Below are 24,270 nucleotides of genomic sequence, written 5' to 3'. Positions count from 1 at the left end.
GGCGCAGGGAGTCGGGGTCGCCGAAGCTGCCTGGTCGGGTCACGATGGATCGCCCGTCGGGGGCGCGGAGATGGACGGCGCCGTGGTGCACCTGGCCGACCGGGTCGAGCTCGGTCACCGCCAGGGCGTCCAGCACCCGGCGCGCCGTCTCCCCGCCGGTCAGCACGAGGTCGACGGCCCCGTGGTGCGCGGCGACGGCCGCACGGACGGCCCGGGCGAGCCCGAGTACCAGCCGCCGCCCGGACGCGGGCTCGGCTTCGCCGGCGGAGGGTGGCGCCGGCCGGGGGGAGGGGAGGGGCACCGCCTCGTACGAAGGTGTCCGGCCCGGAGACCTGGGCGAGGCGCCGAGGGAGACGACGGTGACGGCGGCGGTCAGCGCGGGCAGCCGCACCGGGGGCCCGTCGGCCAACAGCCCTGCAATCGGAAGCCGTTGATGGCCGGCCCCGTCCTCGATCAGCCGCCGGACCTGTTCAACGGCGGCCGGCTCGGCCGTACCCACGACGACCAGCACCGGCCGCCCGGTGTGCGCCGAGGCCGTGGCCGCGTCGGGGTCGGCTGCGGTGTCCGCCGAGGGCGCGGCTGTTCCGGCCGTCGCCGCGGCCGCCGCCGGTGTGGCGAGGGCCGGAGCCCTGGCGGTGTCGGGGGAGGCCCGGCCCAAGGTGTCCGAGACAGTCGGGCCCCCGACGGCGGTGGCAACCGAGCCTGTGGCGTCAGGGGCAGCCAGGCCCGCGGCGGCCGGGCTGCGAATGTCCTTCGCGGCCGGGCGCCACGGGCCCGGAGCGGCCGGAGCGGCCGGAGCGGCCGGAAAAGCCGTCGCCAGGTGGCGGCCCACGGCCAGGGCCAGGCCGCCCGAGCCGACCAGTCGCATCCCGGGGCCGTCGGCCAGCGATGCCTCGACGATCGCGTCGAGATCCGCGTCCGTCTCCGCGTCGCAGATGGCCACCCGTCCCGCCGTCGCGGCCGCGCGCAGGGCCGTGAGCAGGGTGGGGCGGGAGGACCGTACGGTCGTGAGCGGGACCAGGACGGTCGGCAGGCCGCCCAGCGCCTGGGCCACCGAGGCGGGCGGGGGGACGGCCTCGGCGCGCCATGCGTCGCCCTCGTGGAGTGGCACTCCGCCGATGTGGACCACCCCCGAGCGCACCACGCGCCCGGCGATCGGCAGCGCGGGCGCGAGCACCACGCCCGCACCGTCCTCCGCCAGGGCGGCGATCTCGGCGGCGACATTGCCCCGCAGCAGCGAGTCGATCTTCTTCAGGACGAAGGTGTCCAGGGTGTCCAGCGCGTCCGAGGCACCCTGGCCGTCCGCGTCCGGCCAGGACATCCGCAGCGCCTCGCGGACCGCCTCCGCCGCCTCCGCGGCCGGGCGGTACCGGGAGTCCAGGTCCAGGACGGTCGCCTCGCCGACATGGCGGGGACGAAGGGCCGTTACCGTGCCGGCAGCGCCCGGCCCTCCGAAGAGCAGCACCCGACTGCGTGTTGTGCGCGAGCAAACCGCGGCCGCCACCTCCGCGGCGCCCGACAGGTCATCCGCGATGGCCAGCAGTCTCCGGCTGGGTGTCATGTCCACCGGTACCTCCTCGAATGACCATGACAGGCGGAGCGGCCCAACACCGTGGACATCGTCTCCGTGGCCTTGATGATGGCATACGTTGCGCGAAGTGCGCGAGAAGTATTGCGTAAAGCGCGCAGCCATGTCACGGTGACCGCCGCGACACTTCGACCCGTACGGCCGTCATCCGGGCGCCGCACGGGTCGAGCGAGCCGGTCGCTCGCCCAGAACGTCGCTCGCCTCAGGAACGCCGAGAGGTCAACGATGACCCGTACCCCCTACGCTCCGGCCCTCAGCCGCCGGTCCGTGCTGCGCCTCGGAGCAGGCGCCTCAGCAGGTATCGCCCTCGCCCCGCTCACCGGGTGCGCGGGGCCCACCGGCGCCCCCGGGCCCGGCGCCATCAGTCTCGGGCTGAACCGCTCGCTGGTCAGCCTGGACAACAAGCTCAACCAGTTCGACGCGGCGGTCACGGTGCAGCGCGCGGTGCGCCAGGCGCTGACCCGGATCGGCACGGGGCTCCGCCCCGAACTCGTGCTCGCCGACCGCTTCGAGATGACCGAGCCCACCGCCTGGACGGTGCGGCTGCGCGAGGGGGTCCGCTACTCCGACGGAACTCCGGTCACCGTCAAGGACGTCTCGACCGCGCTGAAGATGTACGCGGGTGTCAACGGCTCGTTCATCGTCGGCCTCTTCCCCGAGATGCCCACCGTCGAGCCGGTCGACGAGCGCACCTTCCGGCTGCACACCAAGCGCCCGGTGCCCATCCTCGACCAGCTGATGGCCAACATCCTGATCAGCCCGGCCGCCGGGAACCGGCCCGAGGAGCTGTCCGGCGGGGCGGGCTCCGGCCCGTACGTGGTCACCTCGGCCAACTCCGGCACCGGCGAGTACACCCTCGCCGTCAACCCCCGGTACTGGGGCCGCCGCCCCACCGTGGACCGGGTCCGGGTGCGCTTCGTGCCCGAGGAGTCCAGCCGTGTCGTCGCCGTGCGCAGCGGTGAGCTGGATGTCATCGACACCATCACCCCCGACTCCGCCGAGCAGCTCAAGGGCCTGCCGGGGGTGCGCCTGGACCGCACCTCGGGCACCCGTGTCAACCAGCTGTTCTTCAACTTCCGCAAGCCACGCGGACATCCGCTGGCCGACGCCCGGGTGCGCGAGGCGCTCAGCTACGCCATCGACGGCGAGGCCCTGGTGCGCGATGTGCTCACCGGCTCGGCCCAGCAGGCCGAGGGCGTCGTCCCGCTCGCCCTCAAGGGGGCCGTACGCACCGGGCGTTACGTCCACGACCCCGGCGAGGCCCGCAAGCGCCTGGCCGCGCTGGGCGCGAGCGATCTCAAGGTGAAGATCATCTGGGAGTCCGGCGAGTTCCCCGCGGACACCTCGGTGATGGAGGCCGTGCTGGAGATGCTGCGCGGGGTCGGCGTCCGCGCCAGTCTCCAGCAGTTCGAACCGGGCGGCGACATCCAGCAGTGGCGGCAGGGCCGCCGCGGCGACTGGGACGTGCTCGGCAACGGCTTCTCCGTCCCCACCGGCCACGCCTCCACCAGCCTCCAGGGCATGTACGGCGGGACGCCGGAGAAGGAGCAGACCCGGGACACCTACCAGGGCTATGTCTTCCCCCGGATCGCCACCCGGCTGGCCGACGCCTCCGCCGAAACCGACGAGAAGACGCGGAACGAGAGGCTCGCCGCCGTCCAGAGGCAGATCTGGGACACCCGCCCCTGCCTGTGGGCCTTCGTCCCCGATGTGGTGCTGGCCCGCCGCACCCGGGTGCGCGATGTGGGCCTGCTCCAGCTCAACTCCTACGACCTCGCCGCCGTGCGTCTGGAGGGCTGAGCCGTGACGCGCTATCTGATACGCCGCCTGGGCCAGAGCGTCCTGACCGTCTTCCTGACCCTCTCCACCGTCTTCGTCCTGGTCCGCATGGCCCCCGGCGACCCCGCGGCCGCCCTGGCCGGGCCCAACCCCTCCAGCGCGGACCTCGCCCGGATCCGGGAGCAGTTCGGCCTCGACCGCGGACTGTTCACCCAGTACGGGCTCTTCCTGCGCGATCTGTTCACCGGCGACCTCGGCACCAGCTACTCCTTCCACGCGCCCGCCCTGGACGTGGTGCTGGACCGGGTGCCGTACACCATCACCCTCTCCCTCTCCGCGATCGCCCTGACCACGGTGGTGGCCGTGCCGCTCGGCGTGTGGATGGCGCGTCGCGCCGACACCAAGCGGGAGCTGGGCGCCAATGTGCTGACCATCGCCGGGCAGTCCATGCCGGACTTCTGGATCGGCGTGATGCTGCTGACCCTCTTCGCCGTGGCCGTCCCGGTGCTGCCCGCATCCGGCTTCACCACCTGGGGCGGACTGGTGCTGCCCACCGTCACCGTGGCGATCCTCCAGATGGCGCTGATCTCCCGGCTGGTCCGCCGGGAGATGGTGGCCGCGCTCGCCTCGCCGTACGTCACCGTCGCCCGTTCCCGCGGGGTCTCGACCCGCGTACTGACCTGGCGCTACGCCATGGGCAACTCCGCCATCCCGGTGCTCACCGCGCTCGGCACCCGGTTCGCCGCGATGCTCAACGGTGTCGTGGTGGTCGAGGTGGTGTTCGGCTGGCCCGGGGTCGGCTCGCTGGTCGTCCGCGCCCTGGAGACCCGCGACTATCCGCTGATCCAGGCGACCGTGCTGGTCACCGCCGCGCTGGCGGTCCTCGTCCAACTCCTCATCGACCTGGCGTACCCGCTGCTCGACCCGCGGGTACGCCTCGGAAAGGCGGCCTGAGATGCAAGGCGCCCTCGAACCCCCGGCCCCCGCGAAGGCCGGGCCCGGGACCCGCGCCAGCGCGGTCACCGCCAGGGATCTGGCCCGCGCCACCGCCACCCGGCGCCGCCGCAGCGCGAGCCTCAAGCTGTGGACGGGCGCGGTGTGCACCCTGCTGGTCGTGGTGCCCGTGGCCCTCGCCCAGGTGCTGCCCCTGCCCGGCGCGGGCGACCAGGACCTCTCCCGGCGCCGGCTCGCCCCGCTGACCGACGGCCACCTCTTCGGCACCGACCAGCTCGGCCGCGATGTGCTCTCCCGGGTGCTGCACGGCGGCCAGGTGTCCCTGACGGTCGGGGTGCTCGCCGTCGTCGTCTCCGGCCTCATCGGCATCGTCGCGGGCGCGGCCGCCGGGTACTACGGCCGCTGGGTGGACGCCGTCGTCTCCCGGCTGCTGGAGGCCCAGATGTCGCTGCCGTTGCTGATGATGCTGCTGCTCGTCGTGGCCCTCTTCGGCCCCTCCGTCACCGTCATCACCTGCGTCATCGCCATCGCCCAGTGGCCCGAGGTGGCCCGGCTGACCCGGTCGCTGGTGCTGGTCGAGCGGGAGAAGCCGTATGTGGCCGCGGCCCAGGTGCTGGGGCTGCCCCGGATCGCCATCCTGGCCCGCCATGTCATCCCCAACATCGTCCGCCAGGCCTCGCTCGTGGTCCTGCTGCTGCTCGCCCAGGCGGTGCTGCTGGAGAGCGCCCTCAGCTACCTCGGCGCGGGCCCCCAGCGGCCGTTCGCCACCTGGGGCCGGATCATCTCCGACGGCCAGGACTACATCACCACCTCCTGGTGGCTGGTGACCCTGCCCGGCCTCGTCATCGTGCTGCTGGTGGTCGGGGTCAACCTGCTGGGCGACGGACTGCGCGACCGCACCCGACGGCGTACGACGGAGGGCTCCCGATGAGCGACACGACGAGCGCCCCGGCGAGCGCCCCGCTGCTGGAGGTCGAGGACCTGCAGATCGAGTTGATCACCGACCGCGGTGTGGTGCGCGCGGTCGACGGGGTCGGCTTCACCATCGGCCCCGGCGAGACGGTGACCATCATCGGCGAGTCCGGCTCCGGCAAGTCCACCACCGCGATGGGGCTGCTGCGGCTGCTGCCCGAAGGGCTCGCCGTCCTCTCCGGAACCGCCCGGATCTTCGGCGCCGATGTCATCGCCGACGCCACCGCCGCCGGGCGGATCCGCGGCCGCGGGGTGTCCCTGATCCCCCAGGACCCGATGACCGCGCTCAGCCCGGTGCACACCATCGGCCGTCAGCTGGGCGAGGCACTCCGGCTGCGCCACCCGGGGATGTCCCGCGCCGACGCCCGCGCCAAGGGCGTCGAACTGCTCGGCCGGGTACGGATCCCCCGCCCCGAGACCCGCTGGGGCGCCTACCCCCACCAGTTCTCCGGCGGCATGCTCCAGCGCGTCCTCATCGCCATCGCCCTGGCCGCCGAGCCCCGGCTGCTGGTGGCCGACGAGCCGACCTCGGCGCTCGACGTCACCGTCCAGGCGGGCGTCCTCGACCTGCTGATGGAGCTCCAGGAGCGCACCGGCATCGGCATACTGATGATCACCCACGATCTGGGGGTGGCCCGGCTGGTCTCCGACCGCATCCACGTCATGCGCGACGGCCGTTTCGTGGAGTCGGGACCGGTGGAACGGATCGTGGACCACCCCCGCGAGCGGTACACCCGCGATCTGCTCGCCGCCGTGCCCACCCTCGGCCCCTGGGACGAGACTCCCGCGGCCGCCGTCACCGAGGAGGCGCTGTGACCCCCACCCCCCTGCTGGCCGTCGAGGACCTGGTGGTCGAATACCCGGTCGCCGGCGGTGTCTTCCGCGCGGTGGACGGCGTCAGCTTCGCCGTCCCGCCCGGCGGAGCGCTCGGCGTCGTCGGCGAGTCCGGCTGCGGCAAGTCCACCATCGCCCGCTCCATCGTCCGGCTGCTGCGCCCCACCCGGGGCCGGATCCTGCTCGACGGAACCGATATCGCGGACCTGCCCGAGCGGCGGCTGCGTCCGCTGCGCAAGCGGGTGCAGATGGTCTTCCAGGATCCGTACGGCTCCCTGGACCCGCATCTGACGGCCGAGGAGATCGTGGCCGAGCCGCTGCGGCTGAACGGCATGCGCTCCAGGGCCGAACGCGCCCGTCGCGCCGCCGCCCTCATCGACCAGGTCGGGCTGCCCGCCGGTGCGCTCCAGCGCCGCCCGGCCGAGTTCTCCGGCGGCCAGCGGCAGCGGATCGGCATCGCCCGCGCCCTGGCCAGCGGCCCCGAGCTGCTGGTGTGCGACGAGGCCACCTCCGCGCTGGACGTCTCCGTACAGGCCCAGGTGCTCCAGCTGCTGCGGGAGCTCCAGGCCGAACAGGGGCTCGCCTACATCGTCATCTCCCACAACCTCGGCGTGGTCCGCGAGATCAGCTCCGAGGTGGTGGTGATGCGCGCCGGGAGGATCATCGAATCCGGACCCACCGGCACGGTGCTCTCCGCGCCCGCCGACCCCTACACCCGGGCGCTGCGACGGGCGGCGCTCGACCCGACGATCATGCGGGGACGCAAACCGCGCGCCCTCGTGTCCGCGATCGCGACCGACCAGGAATCTGTCGCGGCCGGCCAGGAACCCATCACGGCAGACCAGGAACCCATCGCGGCCGACCAGGAACCAGGAGCGACGCAGTGAACGCGCATGCGCACACCCACACCACCAGCCAGGCGTCCCCCGGCGGGGGCGCCCTGCCGGGTATCCCGGTGCCGCTCTCGCGGCTGGTGCTCGGCACCATGACCTTCGGTGACACGGTGGACCGCGCGGGCGCCGCCGCGATGCTGGACATCGCGCTGGACGCCGGGGTGACGGGGGTGGACACCGCGAACGCCTACGCGGGCGGCGCCACCGAGACGATCCTGGCCGAGCTGCTGCCCGGCCGCCGCGACCGGATCGTGCTCGCCACCAAGGCCGGTATGCCGCACCCCGACGCCGGCGGCGACTCACCGCTGTCCGCGCGCGGGATGCGCGCTGCCCTCGAGGGCAGCCTGCGCCGCCTGGGCACCGACCATGTCGACCTGTTCTATCTGCACCAGCCCGACCGCTCCACGCCGCTGGAGGAGACCCTCGGCACGGTCGCCGAGTTCGTCACCGAGGGCAAGATCCTCGCGCTCGGCGTCTCCAACTACGCCGCCTGGCAGATCGCCGAGATCACCCACACCGCCGAGCGGGTCGGCGCGCCGCGCCCGGTGGTGGCCCAGCAGCTCTACAACCTGCTGGCGCGGCGGATCGAGGAGGAGTACCGGGAGTACGCGGCCACCAGCGGGCTGCGCACCATGGTCTACAACCCGCTGGGCGGTGGACTGCTGACGGGCCGTCATGCGTTTGAGCAGCAGCCGGAGTCGGGGCGCTTCGGCGACTCGCGGGTGGCGGAGATGTACCGGCGGCGCTACTGGGACGCCGGGCTCTTCGAGGCCGTACGGAGCCTGTCCGGGATCGCCGAGGAGGCGGGCATCCCGCTGGTCGACCTCTCGCTGCGCTGGCTGCTCGGGCGGGACGGGGTGGACGCGCTGCTGCTCGGTGGCTCTCGCGTGGAGCACCTCCGCGCCAACCTGGCCGCCGCGGCGGCGGGGCCCCTTCCGGCGGAGGTGGCGGCGGCGTGCGACGAGGTGGGGGCGCGGCTGCGGGGGCCGATGCCCGCGTACAACCGATAGGTCCGTGGGTTCTTCCCCACCCCGCCCCTTCCCGGCACCTGTCGATATGCGGCTCCGCCGCGTGGTGGGCTCCGCCCCTGGACCCCGAACGGCCCGTGGGGGCCTGGCTCTCGCGCCGCGGCCGCGCCGCACGGCGCGGCGCGGCCGCGGCGGGAGCCGGGAGGGCCCTTCCCGGGGCTCGAAGCGCCCCTCGGGCGCCCGGGGCTCCGGGTGGCACGGGGCCGCGCGCCGCGAGACGGCCCCTTGCCGAGCCAGGGGCCCCGTCCCTGGAGTCCGGACGCCGGGCGGGCGCCCCGCCCCGGGGCCCGGAGCGCCCCCGGGCCCGCTCCCGGGTGGCGACGAGCCGTGCCGCGCGACCGTAGACATCTCCGTATCACCACGACCATGAGGAGCCCGGCGAACATGACCGCCGACGATGACACCGCGATACCGCTGACGGATGGGCGGCTTCGGGCGCGCCCGGGGGACCCGGGGCTGCAGGAGGCGTTCCTGCCCGCGCCTGCCGTGCAGAATCACGCCGCCAACCTCACCGTGTTGCCCGGAGGGGACCTCGGGTGTGTGTGGTTCGGGGGTACGCAGGAAGGCGTGCCGGACATCTCGGTGTGGTTCTCCCGGCTCGCCCCGGGGGCCGACACCTGGACGGAGCCGGTCCGGCTCTCGGACGATGACACCCGCTCGGAGCAGAACCCGCTGCTGTTCCCGGCCCCCGCCGGGGAGCTGTGGTTGCTGTACACCGCCCAGCGGGCGGGTGACCAGGACACCGCCGAGGTCCGGCTGCGGGTGTCCGCCGACGCGGGCGCCACCTGGGGCGCGCCGCGTACGCTGTTCCCGGCCACCGAGGCGGGCGGGGTGTTCATCCGTCAGCCGGTGGCCGTTCTGGACTCCGGGCGGTGGCTGCTGCCGGTGTTCCACTGTGTGGCTACCCCGGGCGTCAAATGGGTCGGCGACCGCGACACCAGTGCGGTGATGATCAGCGACGACCAGGGGCGTACCTGGCGCGAGCGGCCGGTGCCGGGTTCGACCGGCTGTGTGCACATGAATGTGCACCAACTGCCGGACACCACCCTGCTGGCCCTCTTCCGCAGCCGCTGGGCGGACGCGGTGTACCGCTCGCACAGCACCGACGGCGGGGAGACCTGGAGCGAGCCGGTCCGTACCGAACTGCCCAACAACAACTCCTCCGTGCAGTACGTCCCGCTCGCCGACGGGCGGCTCGCGCTGGTCTACAACCACAGCAGCCGCGCGGACGCCACGGCCCGCCGGGTGTCCCTCTACGACGAGATCGACGATGAGGGCGGGACCAGTCGGCCCCCGGCCCCGTTGGCCGCCACGCCGGAGGGCTCCGCGCCCGGCGCCTTCTGGGGCGCGCCCCGCGCCCCGATGACCCTCGCGCTGTCCTCCGACAGCGGCCTGACCTGGCCCGTACGGCGCGATCTGGACACCGGTGACGGCCACTGTCTGACCAACAACTCACGCGACCGGCTCAACCGCGAGCTGTCCTACCCCACCATCCGGCAGGGCTCCGACGGCACGCTGCACATCGCGTACACCTACCACCGTCAGGCCATCAAGTACGTCCGCGTCGCACCGGATTGGGCGGCCGATGGCTGAGCCCCGCCATGCCGTGGTCACCGGTGTCAGCTCCGGTATCGGCGCCGCGATCGCCGACCGGCTGCTGGACGAGGGGTGGCGGATCACCGGGATCAGCCGTACGGCCCCCGCGCACACGGTTACGCGGCTGCACTGGATTCCGGGCGATCTGTCCCGGCCGGAGGGCCTCCCCGAGGCGCTCGCCCCGGTGTCCGGGGTGGACGCGATCGTGCACGCGGCGGGCGTTCAGCGCTCGGCGCGGCTGGGGGAGCTCGACCCCGAGGACGGATCCCTCATGTGGCGGATCCATGTGCAGGCGGCGGGCGTCCTGGTGGACACGCTGGTGGACCGGGTCGTGGACGGCGGCCGGGTAGTGCTGGTGGGCAGCCGGACGATGACGGGCGTCCCCGGCAAGAGCCAGTACGCCGCCACCAAGGCGGCGCTGCCCGCCCTGGCCCGGTCCTGGGCGGCCGAGCTGGCGCCGAGGGCGGTGACGGTGAACGTGGTGGCGCCGGGGCCGACGGACACCCCCATGCTGCGGGACCCCGGCCGTAGCCGCACCCCGCCGGTGATGCCACCGCTGGGGCGGCTGGTCCGTCCGGAGGAGGTGGCGGGGCTGACGTCGTTCCTGCTGGGCCCGGAGGGCGGCGCGGTCACCGGCCAGACGCTGGTGATGTGCGCGGGCGCCTCACTCTGACGGCGGCGCGGCGTCGCCGCGGGCGAGCGCCAGCAGGCCCGATGTGTCCCCGGGCCGGGCCTGGAGCGAGGGCAGCAGCAGGGTCCACAGATCGGCCAGCCGGTCCTCGACCAGCCGCCGCCCGTCGAGCGCCTCGGAGACGGTGTGCAGCCCGAAGAAGGCGCACACGACGGTCCGGGCGGCGGGCAGCGGATCGACATGCGTGGCCAGATCGCCCTCGGCGCGCGCCTTCTCCATCATCTGCCCCACCGCGTCGATCCACCCCACGAAGGGCGGTGGCATGGGTGCCTCGATCAGGGTGCGCTCGGCCCACAGCCGGGCTCCGGCCCGCACCACGATGTCATCGCGGAAGGCGCGGGCCACCGCGAAGCTGAGCCGGACGAGTTGCTCCAGGGGCGGGGTGTCGAGGGCGGCGAAGCGCTCGATCAGCGGGGGCCAGGTGGCGAAGTGCTCCTCCACCACGGCGAGGGCGAGCCTTTCCTTGCTCGTGTAATGGAAATAGATGGCGCCGCTGGTGTGGCCGGACCGGGAGGTGATGTCGCTGATGCTCGTTCCCGCGTATCCCCGTTGGTCGAAAAGGAACGCTGCGGCCTCCAGAAGGGATCGGCGTGTTTGCTCGGCCCGTTCTTGCACGTGTTCGCCGTCCTTCCCCGTCGGATGTGACGGGGAGAACTTAGCGGACTTTCGGCCTGAGATGGTGATGAGGCGAGACAGGTCAAACATTATTAGTATTTTATGGTGATCGTTCGTGAGGCTCATGGCCTTTCGGAGCCGTCCGGTCCCGCCGGGCGGCCGCTCAGCTGGTCCCGCACGGTGGCGCGGGAGGCGGTGCACCGGGTCTCGGTGGCCGAGGTGCTGCTCACCGATGTGCGTACGCACGGTGACAACCGGTTCGAGGCCGCGGCCCAGTGGCCGAGGTCCCACCCCACCTTCCCGCACGGCGGAGACGGCCGCCATCATCCGCTGATGATCGCGGAAACCCTGCGCGAGCTGGGGATCTACATCCCCACGCGGTACTACGCGGTGCCCGCGGGGGCGCACTTCCTGATCCGGGACATCTCCTACCGGCTGGACCCCGAGACCGAGCCCCGGGCGCCGTACGGGGCCTCCGACATCACCTGCCGGGCCGCCGTCACCGACATCCGCACCAGCCCCTGCGGACGCTTCGTCACCGGGATGCGGCTGGATGTCGTCCTGTCGGCGGGCGGCAAGCTCTTCGCATGGGCCGGGGGTACCGCGCGCTTCCTCGACGGCACGACCTACGCGGAGACCCGGGCCGCCGTCCACGGGCACACCGCGCGCCGTAGGTTGCGTGCCGCCGTACGGCCCTCACCCGCGCAACTGGCCGTTCCGGCGGCCCGGGACGTCCTGGTGGTGCGGGACGGGGGAGTGGTCTACCTCGACCCCGCCGACCCCCGCCATCCGTTCTTCTTCGACCACTGGAGCGACCATATGCCGGGCCTGGTGCTGCTGGAGGGCGCCCGGCAGGCGGCGGCGCTGGCCACCGGCGGGGCGCTGACCCGGCCCGTCGCCTGCCGGATGAAGGCGATCCGCTTCACCGAGTCGTATCCGCCGGCCGTGGTCGAGTGCACCTCCCACGGCCGGACGTGTGTCTTCCGGCTGCGCCAGGCCGGTATCTGCACGGCGGTCGGCGTGCTCCAGTACCCCTGAGCGACGAACACTCCGTGCGACGAACAATATGACGACGAACAGGCTGAACGACGAACAAAACGCCGACACTCAGTAGCCTCTTGCTTACTGCGGGTCATCAAACTAACGTAGTGATCGTTATGTTTCGGGCAGGCGAATCCCACGGCCTGTACGACAACAGCGGTCGGCGCACAGCGCCCTCACGAGCCGCCAGGACCATTTCCACCGCGCGGCCCCCGCAGGTACAGGCATCCCCTGCGCCGATTCCTCCACCTCCCATGGAACGGCAGACAGATGACAGCCGAAAAGTTTCTCGGATGGACCCCAGCCGCCATCGTCTTCGACTGTGACGGCACCCTGATGGATTCCGAACGACACTGGGAGGAGGCGCGCGAAGTGGTCCTCAGAAGCCATGGAACCGCCCCCGACGAGGAGTTCGCACGGCGCACGAAGGGGCTCCACTACACCGAATGCGGCCGCATGCTGGCCGAATTCGCCGGTCGACCCGAACTCGCCGACGAAATGACCGAACAACTCCTGGACGCCTTCCGCCGACTGGTGGCCGACGACCCGGTCACCATGCCGGGGGCGCCCCAACTGGTCGCGAAGGCGGCCACCTTCGCACCGCTGGCCGTGGCCAGCAACTGCCCGCGGGACGTCGTCGAGGACGGGCTCGCCAAGGCCGGGCTGCTGCGGTACTTCGGCCATGTGCTGGTCCCCGAGGGGGACGTACGGCCCAAACCGTATCCCGACGTCTATCTGGAGGCCGCCCGGCTGTGCGGGGCGGCTCCCGAGGACGCCCTCGCGGTGGAGGACTCCCACTGCGGGTTTCTGTCCGCCTCGCGCGCCGGGCTGAGGGTACTCGGTGTGGGCCCGCGCAAGCCGGTGGACGAGCCCCCGCCGGTCGATGTGTGGGTCTCCACCCTCGCCGACCCGGACCTGGTCAAGTGGGCGGACTCCCGGGCGGCCTGAGAGGCTGAGCCACGCTCACCGCCTGGTCGGCGGGCGCCGCGGGTCACTTCTTACCGTCGTGACCCGCGGCGCCCGCCGAGCCGTCCATGCCCTCCATGCCGTCCATCCCGTCCATGCCGTCCCCCGTCTTGGCCCCGCCATGGGACCCGCCGTGGGACATGGACATCCCCTTCTCGAGGGATCCGCCGATCTTCTCGCGCAGGGGCTCCAGTGAGCCCATGGACAGGCCGGTGACCGACCAGCGCTTGCCGACCAGGTACATGCCCCCGTAGTCCTTCGACGTGGTCAGCCAGTCGTGCTGGCCCTTGTCGGTGGCGAAGGTGACCATCGTGAACCGCTTCTGACCGGACCCGCAGGAGCCCTGACGCAGCTCCTCCGCCTCGGTGATGATCGTGGCCTCGCACCCGATGGCGTCGGCGATCTTCGTCAGCGGCGCGGGCTTCCCGGGCTTGGCGAACTCCTTGGTGGCGGGGGACACCTTCTTCTGCTCGTGGCCGGCGCCATGTGTCCGATCGCCTCCACCGCAGCCGGCCAGAAACAGCAGGGCCGCGCCGACCGCGGTGGCACGGAGAGCGAGTGACACAACAACCTCCCGTAGAAACTCCGGCGGGGCGGCCCGGGCTCTGATGCCTCGGGCCACCCGCCGCGGTGGACCAGAAGTAGTGGTTGTCTCCCTTACTGGCCCGCCTTCTTGCCCTTGTCGGTGACCGCGAACCAGGTGCCCTTCACGCCCTGGCCGTTGATGTCACCGGGCTTCTTGTCCCCGGTGAAGGTGTACAGCAGCCAGCAGTCGAACGCCGCCTGCTTGGTGCCGTCGGGGCGCTTGAAGGAGGTGACCTTCGCCGCGTCGAGCCCGGCGACCTTGGTGGTGTCCACGGCCTTGACGGGCTTCCAGGTGTCCAGGCAGGCGCCGAGGCAGCCGGTCTTCATCGGCCAGGCGCTGTCCTTGTTGAACCGGTAGACGGTCATGCCCTTGCCGTCCACGATGATCTTGCCCAGCTGGGCGTTGTTGTTGACCATCAGCTGGAGGCTGGCGTCCGCGGCCGCGGTCTTGCCGGCCGGCTTGCCGTCGGGCGCCAGCGCGTTCCAGGTGCCGCCCACGCCCTGGCCCTTGGTGTCACCGGGCTTGTTGTCGCCCGCGAAGCGGTAGACCGGCCAGCCCGCCAGCGTCAGCTGCTTGGTGCCGTCGGCGCGGGTGACCGAGCCCAGCTTGCTGGATTCGATACCGGTGGTGGCCGCGGCGTCGTCCGCGGGCACCGCGGGCCACTTGGTGGCGCAGTCGTCGTTGCAGTTGGACTTGGCCGGCTTGGGGGTGTCCTCGTCGAACCGGTAGAGCGTCCAGCCCTTGCTGTCGGTGACGAACTTGCCCAGCTTGGCGTCCTCCTTGACCGCCAGCTGCTTCGCCGGACCGGTGCGCTCGGCCTCGCCGCCCGCGCCGGCACCGGTGTCACCGCCCGCCTCGTAGCCACTGCCGGCACCGGCCGCGGCCCCCGCGCCCGCCGACGCGGAGGCCCCCGCACCCACGGTCTGGCTGCCACCCGCCGGCTGCACATTGGCGCTGCCCGCGCTGTTGTCCTTGCTGCTGCCGCAAGCCGCCGTCAGCAGAACCATCGCTACCGACACCCCGGCGAATGCGATGTGACGCCGCTTCTCCATGACCATTCCTCTGCAATCTCGATCGGTCCGGCGGTGATTGCGCCGACGTCATGTCCATACGGAGCCCGTGCGGACCGGCGTTCAGCGGCTTGCGAATTTGTCACCGGACGCAAAATTCGCCGGATCGCTGAGCGCACAGCAGTCGACGGCCGTTTCTCACGGCCGTCGCGGTGTCGGTGGTGCGGCTGATCGTCCCCTCGCTACTCCTCGATGCGCAGCGCCAGGGCGGGGCAGCGGCGGACCGCCCGGACCGCCTGCGCCCGCAGATGCCGGGGCACTTCCATGTTGGCCGAGGCCGGATAGCCGTCGATCCCGAGCGTCAGCACCTCGGGCGGCAGGATGTCCGCGCACAGCCCATGGCCCTGGCACAGCGACCAGTCCACCAGGAGCTTCTCCATCGGCCCCCGCTGGCGGCGCTCGTCACGTGCCGCGGGGTTCAGCGGGGCGGGCGGCAGGGCGAGCGGCAGCGCGTCCTCCGGCAGCGGCAGCACCCCCATCGTGGGCCGTCCGCAGCCGGCGCCGAGCGCATGCGCCTCGAACTCCTCGGGGAACGCGTCCAGCGCGGTGGTCACGAAACCGGCGGTGCCATCGGGATGGCTGCAGGCCCCGCGCTTCTTCACCGAGTTGACGTAGGCGCGCACATTGTCGATCGAGGACTGGCCACCGCCGCGCTCCACCTGGCCGATGGCGTCCGCGAGCGCGGGCAGCCCGATGAAGCAGGGCCCGCACTGACCGGCCGTCTCGGCGGCCAGCCAGCGCGCGATCCGCGCGGTCTCGCCGAGCGGGCAGGTGTTCTCGGGGATGGGCAGCACCGCACCGGCGCCCAGCCGGGCGCCGTACTTCTTCATGGACTCCCGGGAGATGGTGGCGGCGTTGATGCTCTTGGGGTCCAGCCACTTGCCGTGGTAGCCGCCCACCAGCACCGCCTGACCGGGGGTGAGACCGCACAGCTCCAGGACGTAGGTCAGCGGCACCCCGGTGGGCGTCTCCATCACGTACTTGCCACCGACCGTCAGCAGCGTGGTGCCCGGCTCGGTGGGCAGCCCCACCGAGCGGTACGGCAGGGCGCCCATCCGCGCGGCCACCGCGAGCTGGGCGAAGGTCTCGGTGTTGGACAGCAGGGTGGGCAGCCCGCTGAGCCCGCTGTCGCTGGTCCGGATCTTCCGGCCGTTGGGAATGGCCGGGGCGCCGCTGATGCCGTTGATGACCGCTCCGCCCTCGCCGGCCACGAACCGGTCCGGGGTGCGGCTCACCCCCACCGGGACGCCACTGGGGCCGCGCTCGGCGATCGCGGCGGCCACGGACTCCTCGACATCCTGGCGGTGCACCGCGATGGCCACTTCCTCGGCGCCGAGCGCCTCGGCGGCCAGCACGGCGCCGTCGATCACCAGATGCGGGGTGTGCAGCAGCAGTGCGGTGTCCTTGAGGCAACTGGGCTCGCCCTCGCTGCCGTTGACCACCACGGTGCAGCGGCCCTCGCGCCGGCCGGCCGACTCCACGACCGCCTGGACCTTCTTGGCGAAGGGGAATCCGGCGCCGCCGCGCCCGCGCAGATCGATGTTCTCCGCGAGCGCCACGAGTTCGTCCGCCCGAAGGGCGGGCATGGTGCCATGGACGGTCAGATGGCCGACGCGGTCGAGCCGGTACACCTCGTCGAGCCCGGCCAGCAGCCGGGGCGGATCGACACAGGCCAGCCTGGGTTTCGTCGTGATCACCGGTCCCACCCGCGAGAGGCGCCGAGCGGCTGACTGTCACGCCGTCCGGACTCGGCCGAACGGGGGCGCGGCACGGTGGGATCGGACCGCCGGGTCCGGCCCTCCTGCATGCTGCGGGCCGGAGGGTTCCTGACCTCGATGCCGTCCGCCCGGTCGATGTCCTGGCGCCGCCGCTGGACCAGCCGCAGCCACAGCGCGATGGCCACACCGGCGAGCGCCGCGATGTAGCCGTAGGTCGCCCAGGTCTTGGCGGCGCGTCCCGCCTTCAGACCGTGGATCAGCGCGGCACACCACGCGGGGTAGGCGCCCACATGCAGCGCCCGCCACCAGCGGTAGCGCCAGCGGGAGTTGCCCCTGGAGGCGAACGAGCTGCGGGCCGCACCGGTCACCGCGGCGATCACGAACAGATAGCCGGCGATGGTGCCGAGCCCGATCAGCACCGGCTGATTTGCGTCAGCGAACGGTATCGCGATGGCCGCGGTGTTGGTGTGGCTCTCCGTGACCTTGACCCAGATGTGAACGGCCAGGAAGAGCAGTCCGGCTACCGCGGCCGCCCGGTGGATAGCCTGGGCCAGCAGTCGCTGTTTGGTGTTCAGGATCATCTGATCGGTCGCGGCGAGCCCCCACAGCACCGCCGAGGTGAGACAGACCAGCGCGAGCACACCCGCGCCGAAGTCGAGGAACACGAACATCTTCGAGAACGCGCCGGCACTCCATGTCACGTACAACGACAGTGCGATGGAGCCGACGATGGCATAGATCCGGATATGGCGTGGCCATCCCAGCCCGGACGGATCACGCTGCTGGGTCCGGCGAGCGGCTCGTCGTCCGCCACGAGCTCGGCGTCCCCCGTGACGCCCCTGCGAGGAGGGGAGCGGCGTTTGGGACATGGACATTGGAGCCTCCCGATCGCGCGGATTCGCGCGGGTGACGAGATACGTCAAAGTCGTCTTGGGGGCAGCAGCTTCTCGGAAGTACACCTGATCTCCATAAGATTTGTCGTAACGTGACAACTTCTAGTGGACGAACCGTGCCCACACCGTCCCCGGCTGATCCACTGTCGTCTCAATGGCAAAGAACCGGCAAAGTGCCGGGACCGGGAGGGGGCGGGGTCCTCTATGACGTAGCGGAGGACCCTCGACTCCCTGACCGGTACTGGACGAACCGGTGACGGAGGCAACCTCCACGGACCTGACCGACCCCCCAACGGCCAGGTCTCCCCCCGGCAAGAACGAGGTAATGATGGGCGAACTCGTGAACCGCATCTGGTCCCGCCCCCGTGGCGAGTGGACCCGCGTGCTGCGCAATGAACTCCCGTCCCTGGCCGACGAGGTGGTTGAGAACCTTCGGCACAGAATTCCGGGATTCGCCGAACTCCTGGAGGACTCTGAGCGAGACAAGGTCCGATGGGGAGTCGAGCAGGCTCTCCTGACCGCACTCGGCCACCGCAAGGCGGGTGAGGACGGCGCGGGCGAGCAGGCCGCCGCCTCCGGTGAGGAGGCGCTGGCCGAGGTGCCGCCCGAGCGGGCCCGGCGCGATCTGTTCGAGGCCCTCATCGGCGAGGTGGCGGTCTCCGAGCGCACCCTGGTGGAGCTCTCCCGGGCCGCCCGCTGGCCGCTTCCCGAGACGGTGCAGGCCATCGCCCTGCCCACCCCGGGCGAGGCCCCGCAGCTGGCCGCCGTGCTGGGAGACACCCTCATCGGCGCGGTCGGCGACGAGCTGTGCCTGCTGATCCCCGACCCGGACGCGGACCCCGGACCCACCGCGGACCCCGGCACCGCCGCCGCCCAGGAGGGCGAGAAGGAGCCGGAGCGGGAACCCACCCCGGCCGAGCCCGGCACCCGGGCGGCGCTGGAGACCGCGCTGCGCGGCCGTACCGCGGCCGTGGGCCATGTGGTGCCGCTCAACGACGCGGCCTCCTCGGTGCGTTGGGCCCGGCGCCTGCTGACCCTGACGCCCGCCCGCTCCGGCCCCGAGGCCCGGGTGCTCTTCGTCGACGACCATCTGTCGATGCTGCTGCTCCTGCAGGACGAGTCGCTGGTCCGGGCGCTGGCCGCCCGGTGGCTCAAGCCGCTGGTCGGGCTGACCCCCCGGCAGAGCGAGCGCCTGCAGATGACGCTGCTGGCCTGGCTGGAGGGCGGTGGCGCGCCCGAGGCGGCCAAGGCCCTCAAGGTGCATCCGCAGACCGTGCGATACCGGCTGCGCCAGATCGAGAAGCTCTTCGGGCCCGGCCTCCGGGACCCCCGAATACGCTTCGAGCTGGAGATGGCGCTGCGCGGCCGCAGGCTGATGGCGCAGATGGATCGGATACGGCGCCACGCGTCCCGGGTGAGCCGCCGGACCCGTACCGGCGCGCCCCCCGGCGTCCGGCCGCTGGGCATCGCCAGGGAGGCGCGCGTCAACGGACTCTGACCAGGACTCCGCCGGCAGAGGGCGAACCGCCGGCCGCTCACGCGGTCGGCGGTTTTCGGTGCCCCCGGGGGCACCGGGAGCCCGCCGGGATCGCCGGAGCGAGGTGGTTCAGCCCCTCGCCCCGGCGGGCGCCGCCGTACGCGGGGCCGTGCGCATCGCGGCGTTCAGGCCGAGGAGTTCGCTGTACGCGTGGGAGCAGAAGGCGCATTCGGCGAGATGGCGCGCGAGCGCCCGGCCGTGCACCCCGCCGCGGCGCACCGAGGCGCCGAGCCGGCCGCTGTAGTGCCGGCACCGGTCGTCGCGCGCCGACTCCAGATGGGCCCGCAGATACGACTCCCGCAGCCCTTCCCGGGCCCGGAAGGCCAGCGAGGTCACCCCGCTGGGGGAGATGCCCAGGACCATGGCCACCCGGTGCGGGGGCTCCTCCTCGACGAGGGTCAGCCACAGCACGGTCTGCCAGCGCTCGGGGAGCCCCCGGAAGCTGCGGATGAGCAACCGGCGGTCCTCCCGGGCCACCAGATGCTGCTGGGGGTCGGCCGTGGACGCGTGCTGCCGCCAGGACTCGAAGTCGGCGGTGAGCAGCACCCGGCGCTCCCCGGCGCTCCACTCCATCGCCGTATGGCGCACCACGGTGAGCAGATACGGCCGCCAGGGCCCCCGCGGACCGCCCCCGGCGCGAACGGCCTGGAAGGTGCGGAAGAACGCCTCGGAGGCCAGGTCCTCGGCGTCATGGGGGTCACGGCAGCAGGTCCGGGCGTAGCGAAGGGTCGCCGGGTGGTGGCGGCGGTAGAGCAGGTCGGCCGCGGCCGGACTGCTGCTGCCCGACCGGTAGCCCTCCACCAACTGCCGGGTGAGCTCCTGGTCCGAGGGGGGACGGACCGGTCGGTCGGTATGTTCCGGTCCCGGGAACCCCTCGGTGTCCGGATGCTCCGCCGCCGGAGGGTCGGTGGCCGCGTCGTCGTCCGCGGCCTGGTGTAAGTGCCCGGTGACAGCGCGGCGCGCGCCGGCCTTCCGGCCGACGCGCGCCTGGTGAGTGTGTTCCATCAGCCGCACTGCTTGCCGCTGTTGATGCAGTCCACCGCCTCGTTCATCAGGTCCTCCGACATCACGTTGATGAAGTCGTCATGGTCCGTGATGGGCTTGTGCAACTGCTCGGGGAAGCCGTCCACGGCGAACGGGGTGTTGGCCGGCACGTCGTAGGTGATGGTGTTCACCAGCTGGGGGATGGCCTTGAAGCCGTTGGGGCAGGAGCCGTCCTCGTTGGCGAAGGCCACGTGGTCACGGTGGTTGGCGCTGTCGATGTTCTGGCCGTCCCAGCAGCTCTGGAAGTCGAAGGTCCGGGTGACCGAGCTGCCCTCGGGGCAGAGCGGGTACTTGTCGGTCAGCTGCCGGTCCTCGAAGCCGGTGCAGCTCCAGGAGGCGTTGGCGTTCTTGTCGCCGTTGGTGAACGCCTTGGCGTCACCGGTGATGATGCGCAGGAACTTCGGCATGGCCGTGACCTTGCTCTGCGCGTTGCCCTTGAACTCGATCTTGGAGCTCTTGGGGGTCAGGATCGTGCCGACGTTGCCCTCCTGGCCGCCGCCGAGCTCGTTGGCGTCCGCCTCGTCCTTGCCGTCCTGGGCGCGGACCACGGGCCAGTAGTAGGTCGACTTGTCGTCCTGGTTCTCGCAGGAGGTGCCGCCCTGCTCGAAGGTCTGGTTGTTGGCGAAGGCGTCGTTCTTGTCGTTGCCGACGTAGTCGTGGGTGTGGTGGGCGCCGTTGCCGACACCGGGCGCGACGATGACGTTGTCACTGTTGCGCAGCTCGGGGTCGCCGACTCCGCACTCCGAGGAGAAGGTGCCGGTGGAGCCGTTCTCCTGGGCCTCCGGCGGCTGCTGGACGTTCGGCTGCACCTTGGTGATGTCGACGAAGTCGTCCTGCGAGGGGCCGTTGCCCGCCTGGCCGCCGGCGTTGCCGGGCACCTCGTTGGCGCCCTCGCCGCCCTGCTGGTCGCCGCCCTGCTGGTCGCCGCCTTGCTGGTCGCCGCCCTGCTGGTCGCCGCCTTGCTGGTCGCCGCCCTGCTGCTGGTCGCCCTGCTGGTCACCACCCTGCTGCTGACCGTCCTGGCCCTGGCCGGCCTGGTTGGCGACCTCCTGCCACTTGCAGTCGGCCATGCCCTGCAGCTGGGAGTTGTCGCCGCCCATGGCCGAGCCGATGTTGTTCAGCGTCTGGGAGCGGTCGTCGTTGAGCTTGGAGAGCACGGCGTCGTTCGAACCCTGCTGCTGGTTCATCTGCTGGTACGCCTTGGCCACCTGGTTGTCCAGCTCGGCCAGGTTCTTGTCGACCTCGGGCCTGGCCTTCGACGGCACGTCACTCAGCTGCTGCCCCACATCGGGGCACTGGATCGTCCCCGCCTTCGCGGCCACGGTGTTGTTCTGTTCGGAGCCGCTCTTGTCGCCGTGGGCGGACGCGTTGGCGGCGATGATCGCGGCCCCGCCGCCGCCGAGCGCCAGCGCGGCGACGATGGCGACGGTCTTGTTCGTGAACCGCCCGCGTTTGTGGGTCTGTTGCCTCATGAGATCACTTCACTTAGTCGTTAGAGGGCGTCGAAGTCGACAAGCCCGGTGTCCTCGAGGACCGTGATGTGGTCGAGAACGATGGCATTGGCCCTGGTGGCCAGAGATCTGACCATGGAGTTGCGGCTCTCGGCTCGCACCTGCGCCACAAGGTTGAACACCTTGCCATGAGCGGCGCGCAACCGGTTTGCGAACACCCGCTCGAACTCGGCGCTGCTGCCGGCGTTGGTCATCTCATTCAGCCAGCCCTGCTGCTGTGCGTTGGGCTGACTGGGCAGCTGGATTCCGAGGGCCCGGCCGACCTCCTCGGCCCGGCGGTTGAGTTCGGTGTGTCCCTCGATGAGATGCTCACCGGCGGTCTTCACTGCGTCCCGGCTGTCACGCTCCTGGGCGAGACGTCCGGCGGGGAGCTCCCACGTTCCGGCGAGCCTGACTTTGCGGACAAAGTCCCGGTCAGTGGCCGTGAGCGGCCCGTACTGGGTGCTGACCGTCCCACCGCCGTCGTCCGTGACGCCATTGCGCGGCTGGGCCACGCTGCTCTCACCGAACAACGACACCGGAATGAGGATCGCCGCCAGGGTGACGGCGAGCGCCCCGATGATGAGCCCGGTGCCGATGGTACGGCTGGAGGCGATGGATCTGGTGAGGTTTGCTGATGGCACAGCGCCCTCCTTGGTTCGGAGTGACACCGGACGCTAGTACCTCGTGTGGCTCGGTCGTGGAGACCTCATCACTAGTGAATAAAGCCGGGACAGAGATCATTACCTGCTGGTACCCTGCGCGGCCGCCCTCCGGAGGGTGCTCACAAAGATTTTTCCCAACCGGTTGAGCAACTCACCGGGCCTGTACGTACGGCAGGGAGAACCCGGTGCACGGCCGCGCCCGAGCGGCCCGGCCGCGCACCGTCCCGACGACCCGGAGGCGCCCCGCCGTGGATGCGACAGCACGGAAGACCACGCCCACCAGGCCCCGTCATCCGCTCAGAGCCGAGGCCGGATGCGGCGACTGCCGGTACTGCCCCAGTTTGCCGTCGAGGACCCGGGCATCGGGGTGGTTCAGCTCCTGGAGAATTTCCAGGGCCCGCCGCCAGTCGGTGAGGGCGGTGGCCACATCGCCCTGGGCCAACCGGGTGTCCCCCTGGTGGTGCAGGGTGTCGGCCTCCAGATACCGGTCGCTGATCTCGCGGTAGATGGCGAGCGCCCGGCCGTAGGAGATGAGGGCCTGCTCATACCGTCCGAGGTGGTGGTACGCGAACCCCAGGCTGTCCAGCGCGGCGGCCTCGCCGGCCGCGTCGCCGATCAGCCGGTGCAGTTCGACGGCCTTCCGGCAGCGGGCCAGGGCGTGTTCGTACTCACCGAGCAGGATATGGGTCCAGCCGATCTCGTTGAGCACGCTGGCCTGTCCGCTGATGTGGTCCAGGGCGACATAGTGGCCGAGCGCGGGCCGGTAGTGGTCCAGCGCCTCCTGGTAGCGGCCCTGACAGTTGGCCAGGAAGGCCAGGGCGCGCAGGGTGCGGGCCTGCCCGCCCCGCTCGCCGAGCTCCGTGAACAGCTCCAGCGCCCGCTCCAGCTGGCCGTACGCCTCCTCGTACCGGCCCAGCCGTCCCTCGGCGAAGCCCAGGGTGCGGTGGCTGTGCGCCTGGCCGAGCCGATCGGACAGGGCCCGGGCCGCCCCCAGCGCGGTGCGCTGGATGGCGGTCTGCTCCTGCCAGTGGCCGCGCCGGTCCAGGAAGAGCTCCAGCGTCACGGCCAACTGCCAGGCGTGGGTCGGGAAGCCGTGATCCCGTGCGTGCTCGACGACCGACAGCAGTACGCGGCGCTCGGCCGAGAGCCATGCCTCGGCGCGCTCCTGGCCGCCGAGGTGCTCGGGCGCCGCGTCGGGCCGGGCCGGGGACATGGGCAGCGGTTCGGTCCGGTGCGGGGCGAGCCGCGTGGCGGCGGTGCGCGCGGTGTGCAGATAGTGGTCGAACATCCGGTGCCGGGCGTCCTGGCGGATCTCCTCCGCCTCATGGTCCTGGACCAGCTCCATGGCGTAGGCCCGCAGCAGATCGTGGAAGGTGTAGCGGCCCGGGTCGTGCTCCATCAGTAGATGGGCGCGGGTGAGCGCGGCCAGCAGGGCCCGGGTGACCCGGAGCGGCAGCCCGGCCAGGCTCGCGGCCGCCGCGGTGGAGACCTCGGGCCCGGGATGCAGGGCGAGCAGCCGGAACAGCCGGGCGGCCTCCGGCTCCAGCGCCCGGTAGGACCAGGAGAAGACACTCCGCGCGTCGGTGCTCGGATCGGCGCCCGCGAACGCGTCGAGGTTGCCCTGGCTCTCGCGCAACTCCGCGGCGACAGAAGAAAGGGGAAAGGAGGGACGGGTCGCGGCACGGGCGGCCACCACCGCCAGCGCGAGCGGCAGCCGCCCGCACAGCCGGATGATGGTCGCCACCGCCTGCGGCTCCGCGGCGACCCGGTCCGTGCCCAGCCGCCGGACGAGTGCCTCATGGGACTCGGCCGGGGACAGCGGCCCCAGAGTAAGAGGACGGGCCCCCTCGCTCGCTATCAGACCGTGCAGCTGATTGCGGCTGGTGACGATGGTCAGACAGCCGGGGGAGCCGGGCAGCAGCGGCCGCACGTGCTGGGAGTCCACCACATTGTCCAGCAGGACCAGCATCCGCCGCCCCGCCAGCAGACTGCGGTACAGCGCGGTCTTGGCGTCCAGACCCGTGGGCACCCGGCTCGGCGGAATCCCCAGCGCGTGGAGGAATCCGCGCAGCGCCTCGTTCGGCGACATCGTCGAACCGGTCGGATCGAAGCCGCGCAGATTGGCGTAGAGCTGTCCGTCCGGAAAGCGGTGGGCGATCCGGTGCGCCCAGTGCACGGCCAGCGCGGTCTTGCCGATCCCGGCCATCCCGTCGATCGCGCTGATCACCAGCGGGGCCGGTGAGGCGATCCCGGCGCCCTCGGGCAGCAGGGCGTGAATACCGGCGAGTTCGCTGTGGCGTCCGCTGAACG

General features: G+C 71.9%; 21 protein-coding genes. 11 read left to right on the top strand and 10 right to left on the bottom strand.

The window, feature by feature from the left end:
- A partial coding sequence (locus GWI24_RS16380) for a four-carbon acid sugar kinase family protein (protein WP_247616456.1) occupies positions 1-1,561 on the bottom strand: 1,561 nt, incomplete at its 3' end.
- A gap of 252 nt (positions 1,562-1,813) precedes the next feature.
- Between GWI24_RS16380 and GWI24_RS16375 the strand changes: the two genes are divergently transcribed.
- The 8 genes from GWI24_RS16375 to GWI24_RS16340 all read left to right on the top strand — a co-directional run bounded on the left by GWI24_RS16375 (position 1,814) and on the right by GWI24_RS16340 (position 10,317).
- Positions 1,814-3,388, top strand: a complete 1,575-nt coding sequence (locus GWI24_RS16375; RefSeq protein ID WP_210946693.1) for an ABC transporter substrate-binding protein — start codon at positions 1,814-1,816, stop codon at positions 3,386-3,388.
- A gap of 3 nt (positions 3,389-3,391) precedes the next feature.
- Entirely contained in the window at positions 3,392-4,321 is a 930-nt protein-coding gene (locus GWI24_RS16370; protein WP_210946692.1) for an ABC transporter permease, read from the top strand.
- Between the two features lies 1 nt (position 4,322).
- On the top strand, positions 4,323-5,252 hold the full coding sequence (locus GWI24_RS16365; RefSeq protein WP_210946691.1) for an ABC transporter permease: 930 nt from the start codon (positions 4,323-4,325) through the stop codon (positions 5,250-5,252).
- Positions 5,249-6,109 (top strand): ABC transporter ATP-binding protein, encoded by an 861-nt coding sequence (locus GWI24_RS16360; RefSeq protein WP_210946690.1) that lies wholly within the window; start codon positions 5,249-5,251, stop codon positions 6,107-6,109. Before GWI24_RS16365 ends, GWI24_RS16360 begins: the two co-directional genes overlap by 4 nt.
- Positions 6,106-7,014 (top strand): ABC transporter ATP-binding protein, encoded by a 909-nt coding sequence (locus GWI24_RS16355; protein WP_308343673.1) that lies wholly within the window; start codon positions 6,106-6,108, stop codon positions 7,012-7,014. Before GWI24_RS16360 ends, GWI24_RS16355 begins: the two co-directional genes overlap by 4 nt.
- A complete protein-coding gene (locus tag GWI24_RS16350) occupies positions 7,011-8,030 on the top strand; it encodes an aldo/keto reductase (RefSeq protein WP_210946689.1) in 1,020 nt (339 codons plus the stop codon). The genes GWI24_RS16355 and GWI24_RS16350 overlap by 4 nt, the downstream gene beginning before the upstream one ends.
- A gap of 402 nt (positions 8,031-8,432) precedes the next feature.
- Positions 8,433-9,641 carry an exo-alpha-sialidase gene (locus GWI24_RS16345; RefSeq protein WP_210946688.1) on the top strand — a complete coding sequence of 403 codons (1,209 nt, stop codon included), beginning with the start codon at positions 8,433-8,435 and terminating at the stop codon, positions 9,639-9,641.
- Complete coding sequence (locus GWI24_RS16340; protein WP_210946687.1) at positions 9,634-10,317, top strand: SDR family NAD(P)-dependent oxidoreductase; 684 nt, start codon at positions 9,634-9,636, stop codon at positions 10,315-10,317. The genes GWI24_RS16345 and GWI24_RS16340 overlap by 8 nt, the downstream gene beginning before the upstream one ends.
- On the opposite strand, the gene GWI24_RS16335 is transcribed toward GWI24_RS16340, so the two are convergent.
- Positions 10,309-10,950 carry a ScbR family autoregulator-binding transcription factor gene (locus GWI24_RS16335; protein WP_210946686.1) on the bottom strand — a complete coding sequence of 214 codons (642 nt, stop codon included), beginning with the start codon at positions 10,948-10,950 and terminating at the stop codon, positions 10,309-10,311. The two genes, GWI24_RS16340 and GWI24_RS16335, sit on opposite strands and share 9 nt — an antisense overlap.
- 102 nt (positions 10,951-11,052) lie before the next feature.
- Here GWI24_RS16335 and GWI24_RS16330 point away from each other — a divergent pair, with 102 nt between their 5' ends.
- Both GWI24_RS16330 and GWI24_RS16325 read left to right on the top strand, forming a co-directional pair.
- Positions 11,053-11,988, top strand: a complete 936-nt coding sequence (locus tag GWI24_RS16330; protein WP_210946685.1) for a ScbA/BarX family gamma-butyrolactone biosynthesis protein — start codon at positions 11,053-11,055, stop codon at positions 11,986-11,988.
- Between the two features lie 273 nt (positions 11,989-12,261).
- Positions 12,262-12,939 (top strand): HAD family phosphatase, encoded by a 678-nt coding sequence (locus GWI24_RS16325; RefSeq protein ID WP_210946684.1) that lies wholly within the window; start codon positions 12,262-12,264, stop codon positions 12,937-12,939.
- Positions 12,940-12,982: 43 nt separating this feature from the next.
- Here the strand turns inward: GWI24_RS16325 and GWI24_RS16320 are convergent, their stop codons facing one another.
- The 4 genes from GWI24_RS16320 to GWI24_RS16305 all read right to left on the bottom strand — a co-directional run bounded on the left by GWI24_RS16320 (position 12,983) and on the right by GWI24_RS16305 (position 17,032).
- Entirely contained in the window at positions 12,983-13,522 is a 540-nt protein-coding gene (locus GWI24_RS16320; RefSeq protein WP_210946683.1) for a hypothetical protein, read from the bottom strand.
- Between the two features lie 92 nt (positions 13,523-13,614).
- Positions 13,615-14,595, bottom strand: coding sequence for an SCO0930 family lipoprotein (locus tag GWI24_RS16315; RefSeq protein ID WP_210946682.1), 981 nt, complete (start codon positions 14,593-14,595; stop codon positions 13,615-13,617).
- A gap of 200 nt (positions 14,596-14,795) precedes the next feature.
- Positions 14,796-16,310 carry an NADH-quinone oxidoreductase subunit NuoF family protein gene (locus GWI24_RS16310; RefSeq protein WP_210946681.1) on the bottom strand — a complete coding sequence of 505 codons (1,515 nt, stop codon included), beginning with the start codon at positions 16,308-16,310 and terminating at the stop codon, positions 14,796-14,798.
- Positions 16,307-17,032 (bottom strand): hypothetical protein, encoded by a 726-nt coding sequence (locus GWI24_RS16305; protein ID WP_308343672.1) that lies wholly within the window; start codon positions 17,030-17,032, stop codon positions 16,307-16,309. The genes GWI24_RS16310 and GWI24_RS16305 overlap by 4 nt, the downstream gene beginning before the upstream one ends.
- 517 nt (positions 17,033-17,549) lie before the next feature.
- On the opposite strand from GWI24_RS16305, the gene GWI24_RS16300 reads away from it, so the two are divergent.
- Positions 17,550-18,722: a PucR family transcriptional regulator gene (locus tag GWI24_RS16300; protein ID WP_210946679.1), complete on the top strand. Its 1,173-nt coding sequence runs from the start codon at positions 17,550-17,552 to the stop codon at positions 18,720-18,722.
- A 108-nt stretch (positions 18,723-18,830) separates the two neighbouring features.
- On the opposite strand, the gene GWI24_RS16295 is transcribed toward GWI24_RS16300, so the two are convergent.
- The 4 genes from GWI24_RS16295 to GWI24_RS16280 all read right to left on the bottom strand — a co-directional run.
- Positions 18,831-19,766: an RNA polymerase sigma factor gene (locus GWI24_RS16295; protein WP_210946678.1), complete on the bottom strand. Its 936-nt coding sequence runs from the start codon at positions 19,764-19,766 to the stop codon at positions 18,831-18,833.
- Complete coding sequence (locus GWI24_RS16290; RefSeq protein ID WP_210946677.1) at positions 19,766-21,277, bottom strand: DUF1996 domain-containing protein; 1,512 nt, start codon at positions 21,275-21,277, stop codon at positions 19,766-19,768. Before GWI24_RS16290 ends, GWI24_RS16295 begins: the two co-directional genes overlap by 1 nt.
- Positions 21,278-21,297: 20 nt before the next feature.
- A complete protein-coding gene (locus tag GWI24_RS16285; RefSeq protein WP_037952588.1) occupies positions 21,298-21,939 on the bottom strand; it encodes a DUF4142 domain-containing protein in 642 nt (213 codons plus the stop codon).
- 310 nt (positions 21,940-22,249) lie between these two features.
- On the bottom strand, positions 22,250-24,270 hold a 2,021-nt coding region (locus tag GWI24_RS16280; RefSeq protein WP_210946676.1), incomplete at its 5' end, for a tetratricopeptide repeat protein.

The organism is Streptomyces sp. MK37H (assembly GCF_018035285.1).
In the GTDB taxonomy this organism is placed as follows: Bacteria; Actinomycetota; Actinomycetes; order Streptomycetales; family Streptomycetaceae; genus Streptomyces; species Streptomyces endocoffeicus.
Note: the sequence above shows the minus strand (reverse complement) of the source record. Positions and strands in the feature narration are given on the sequence as shown.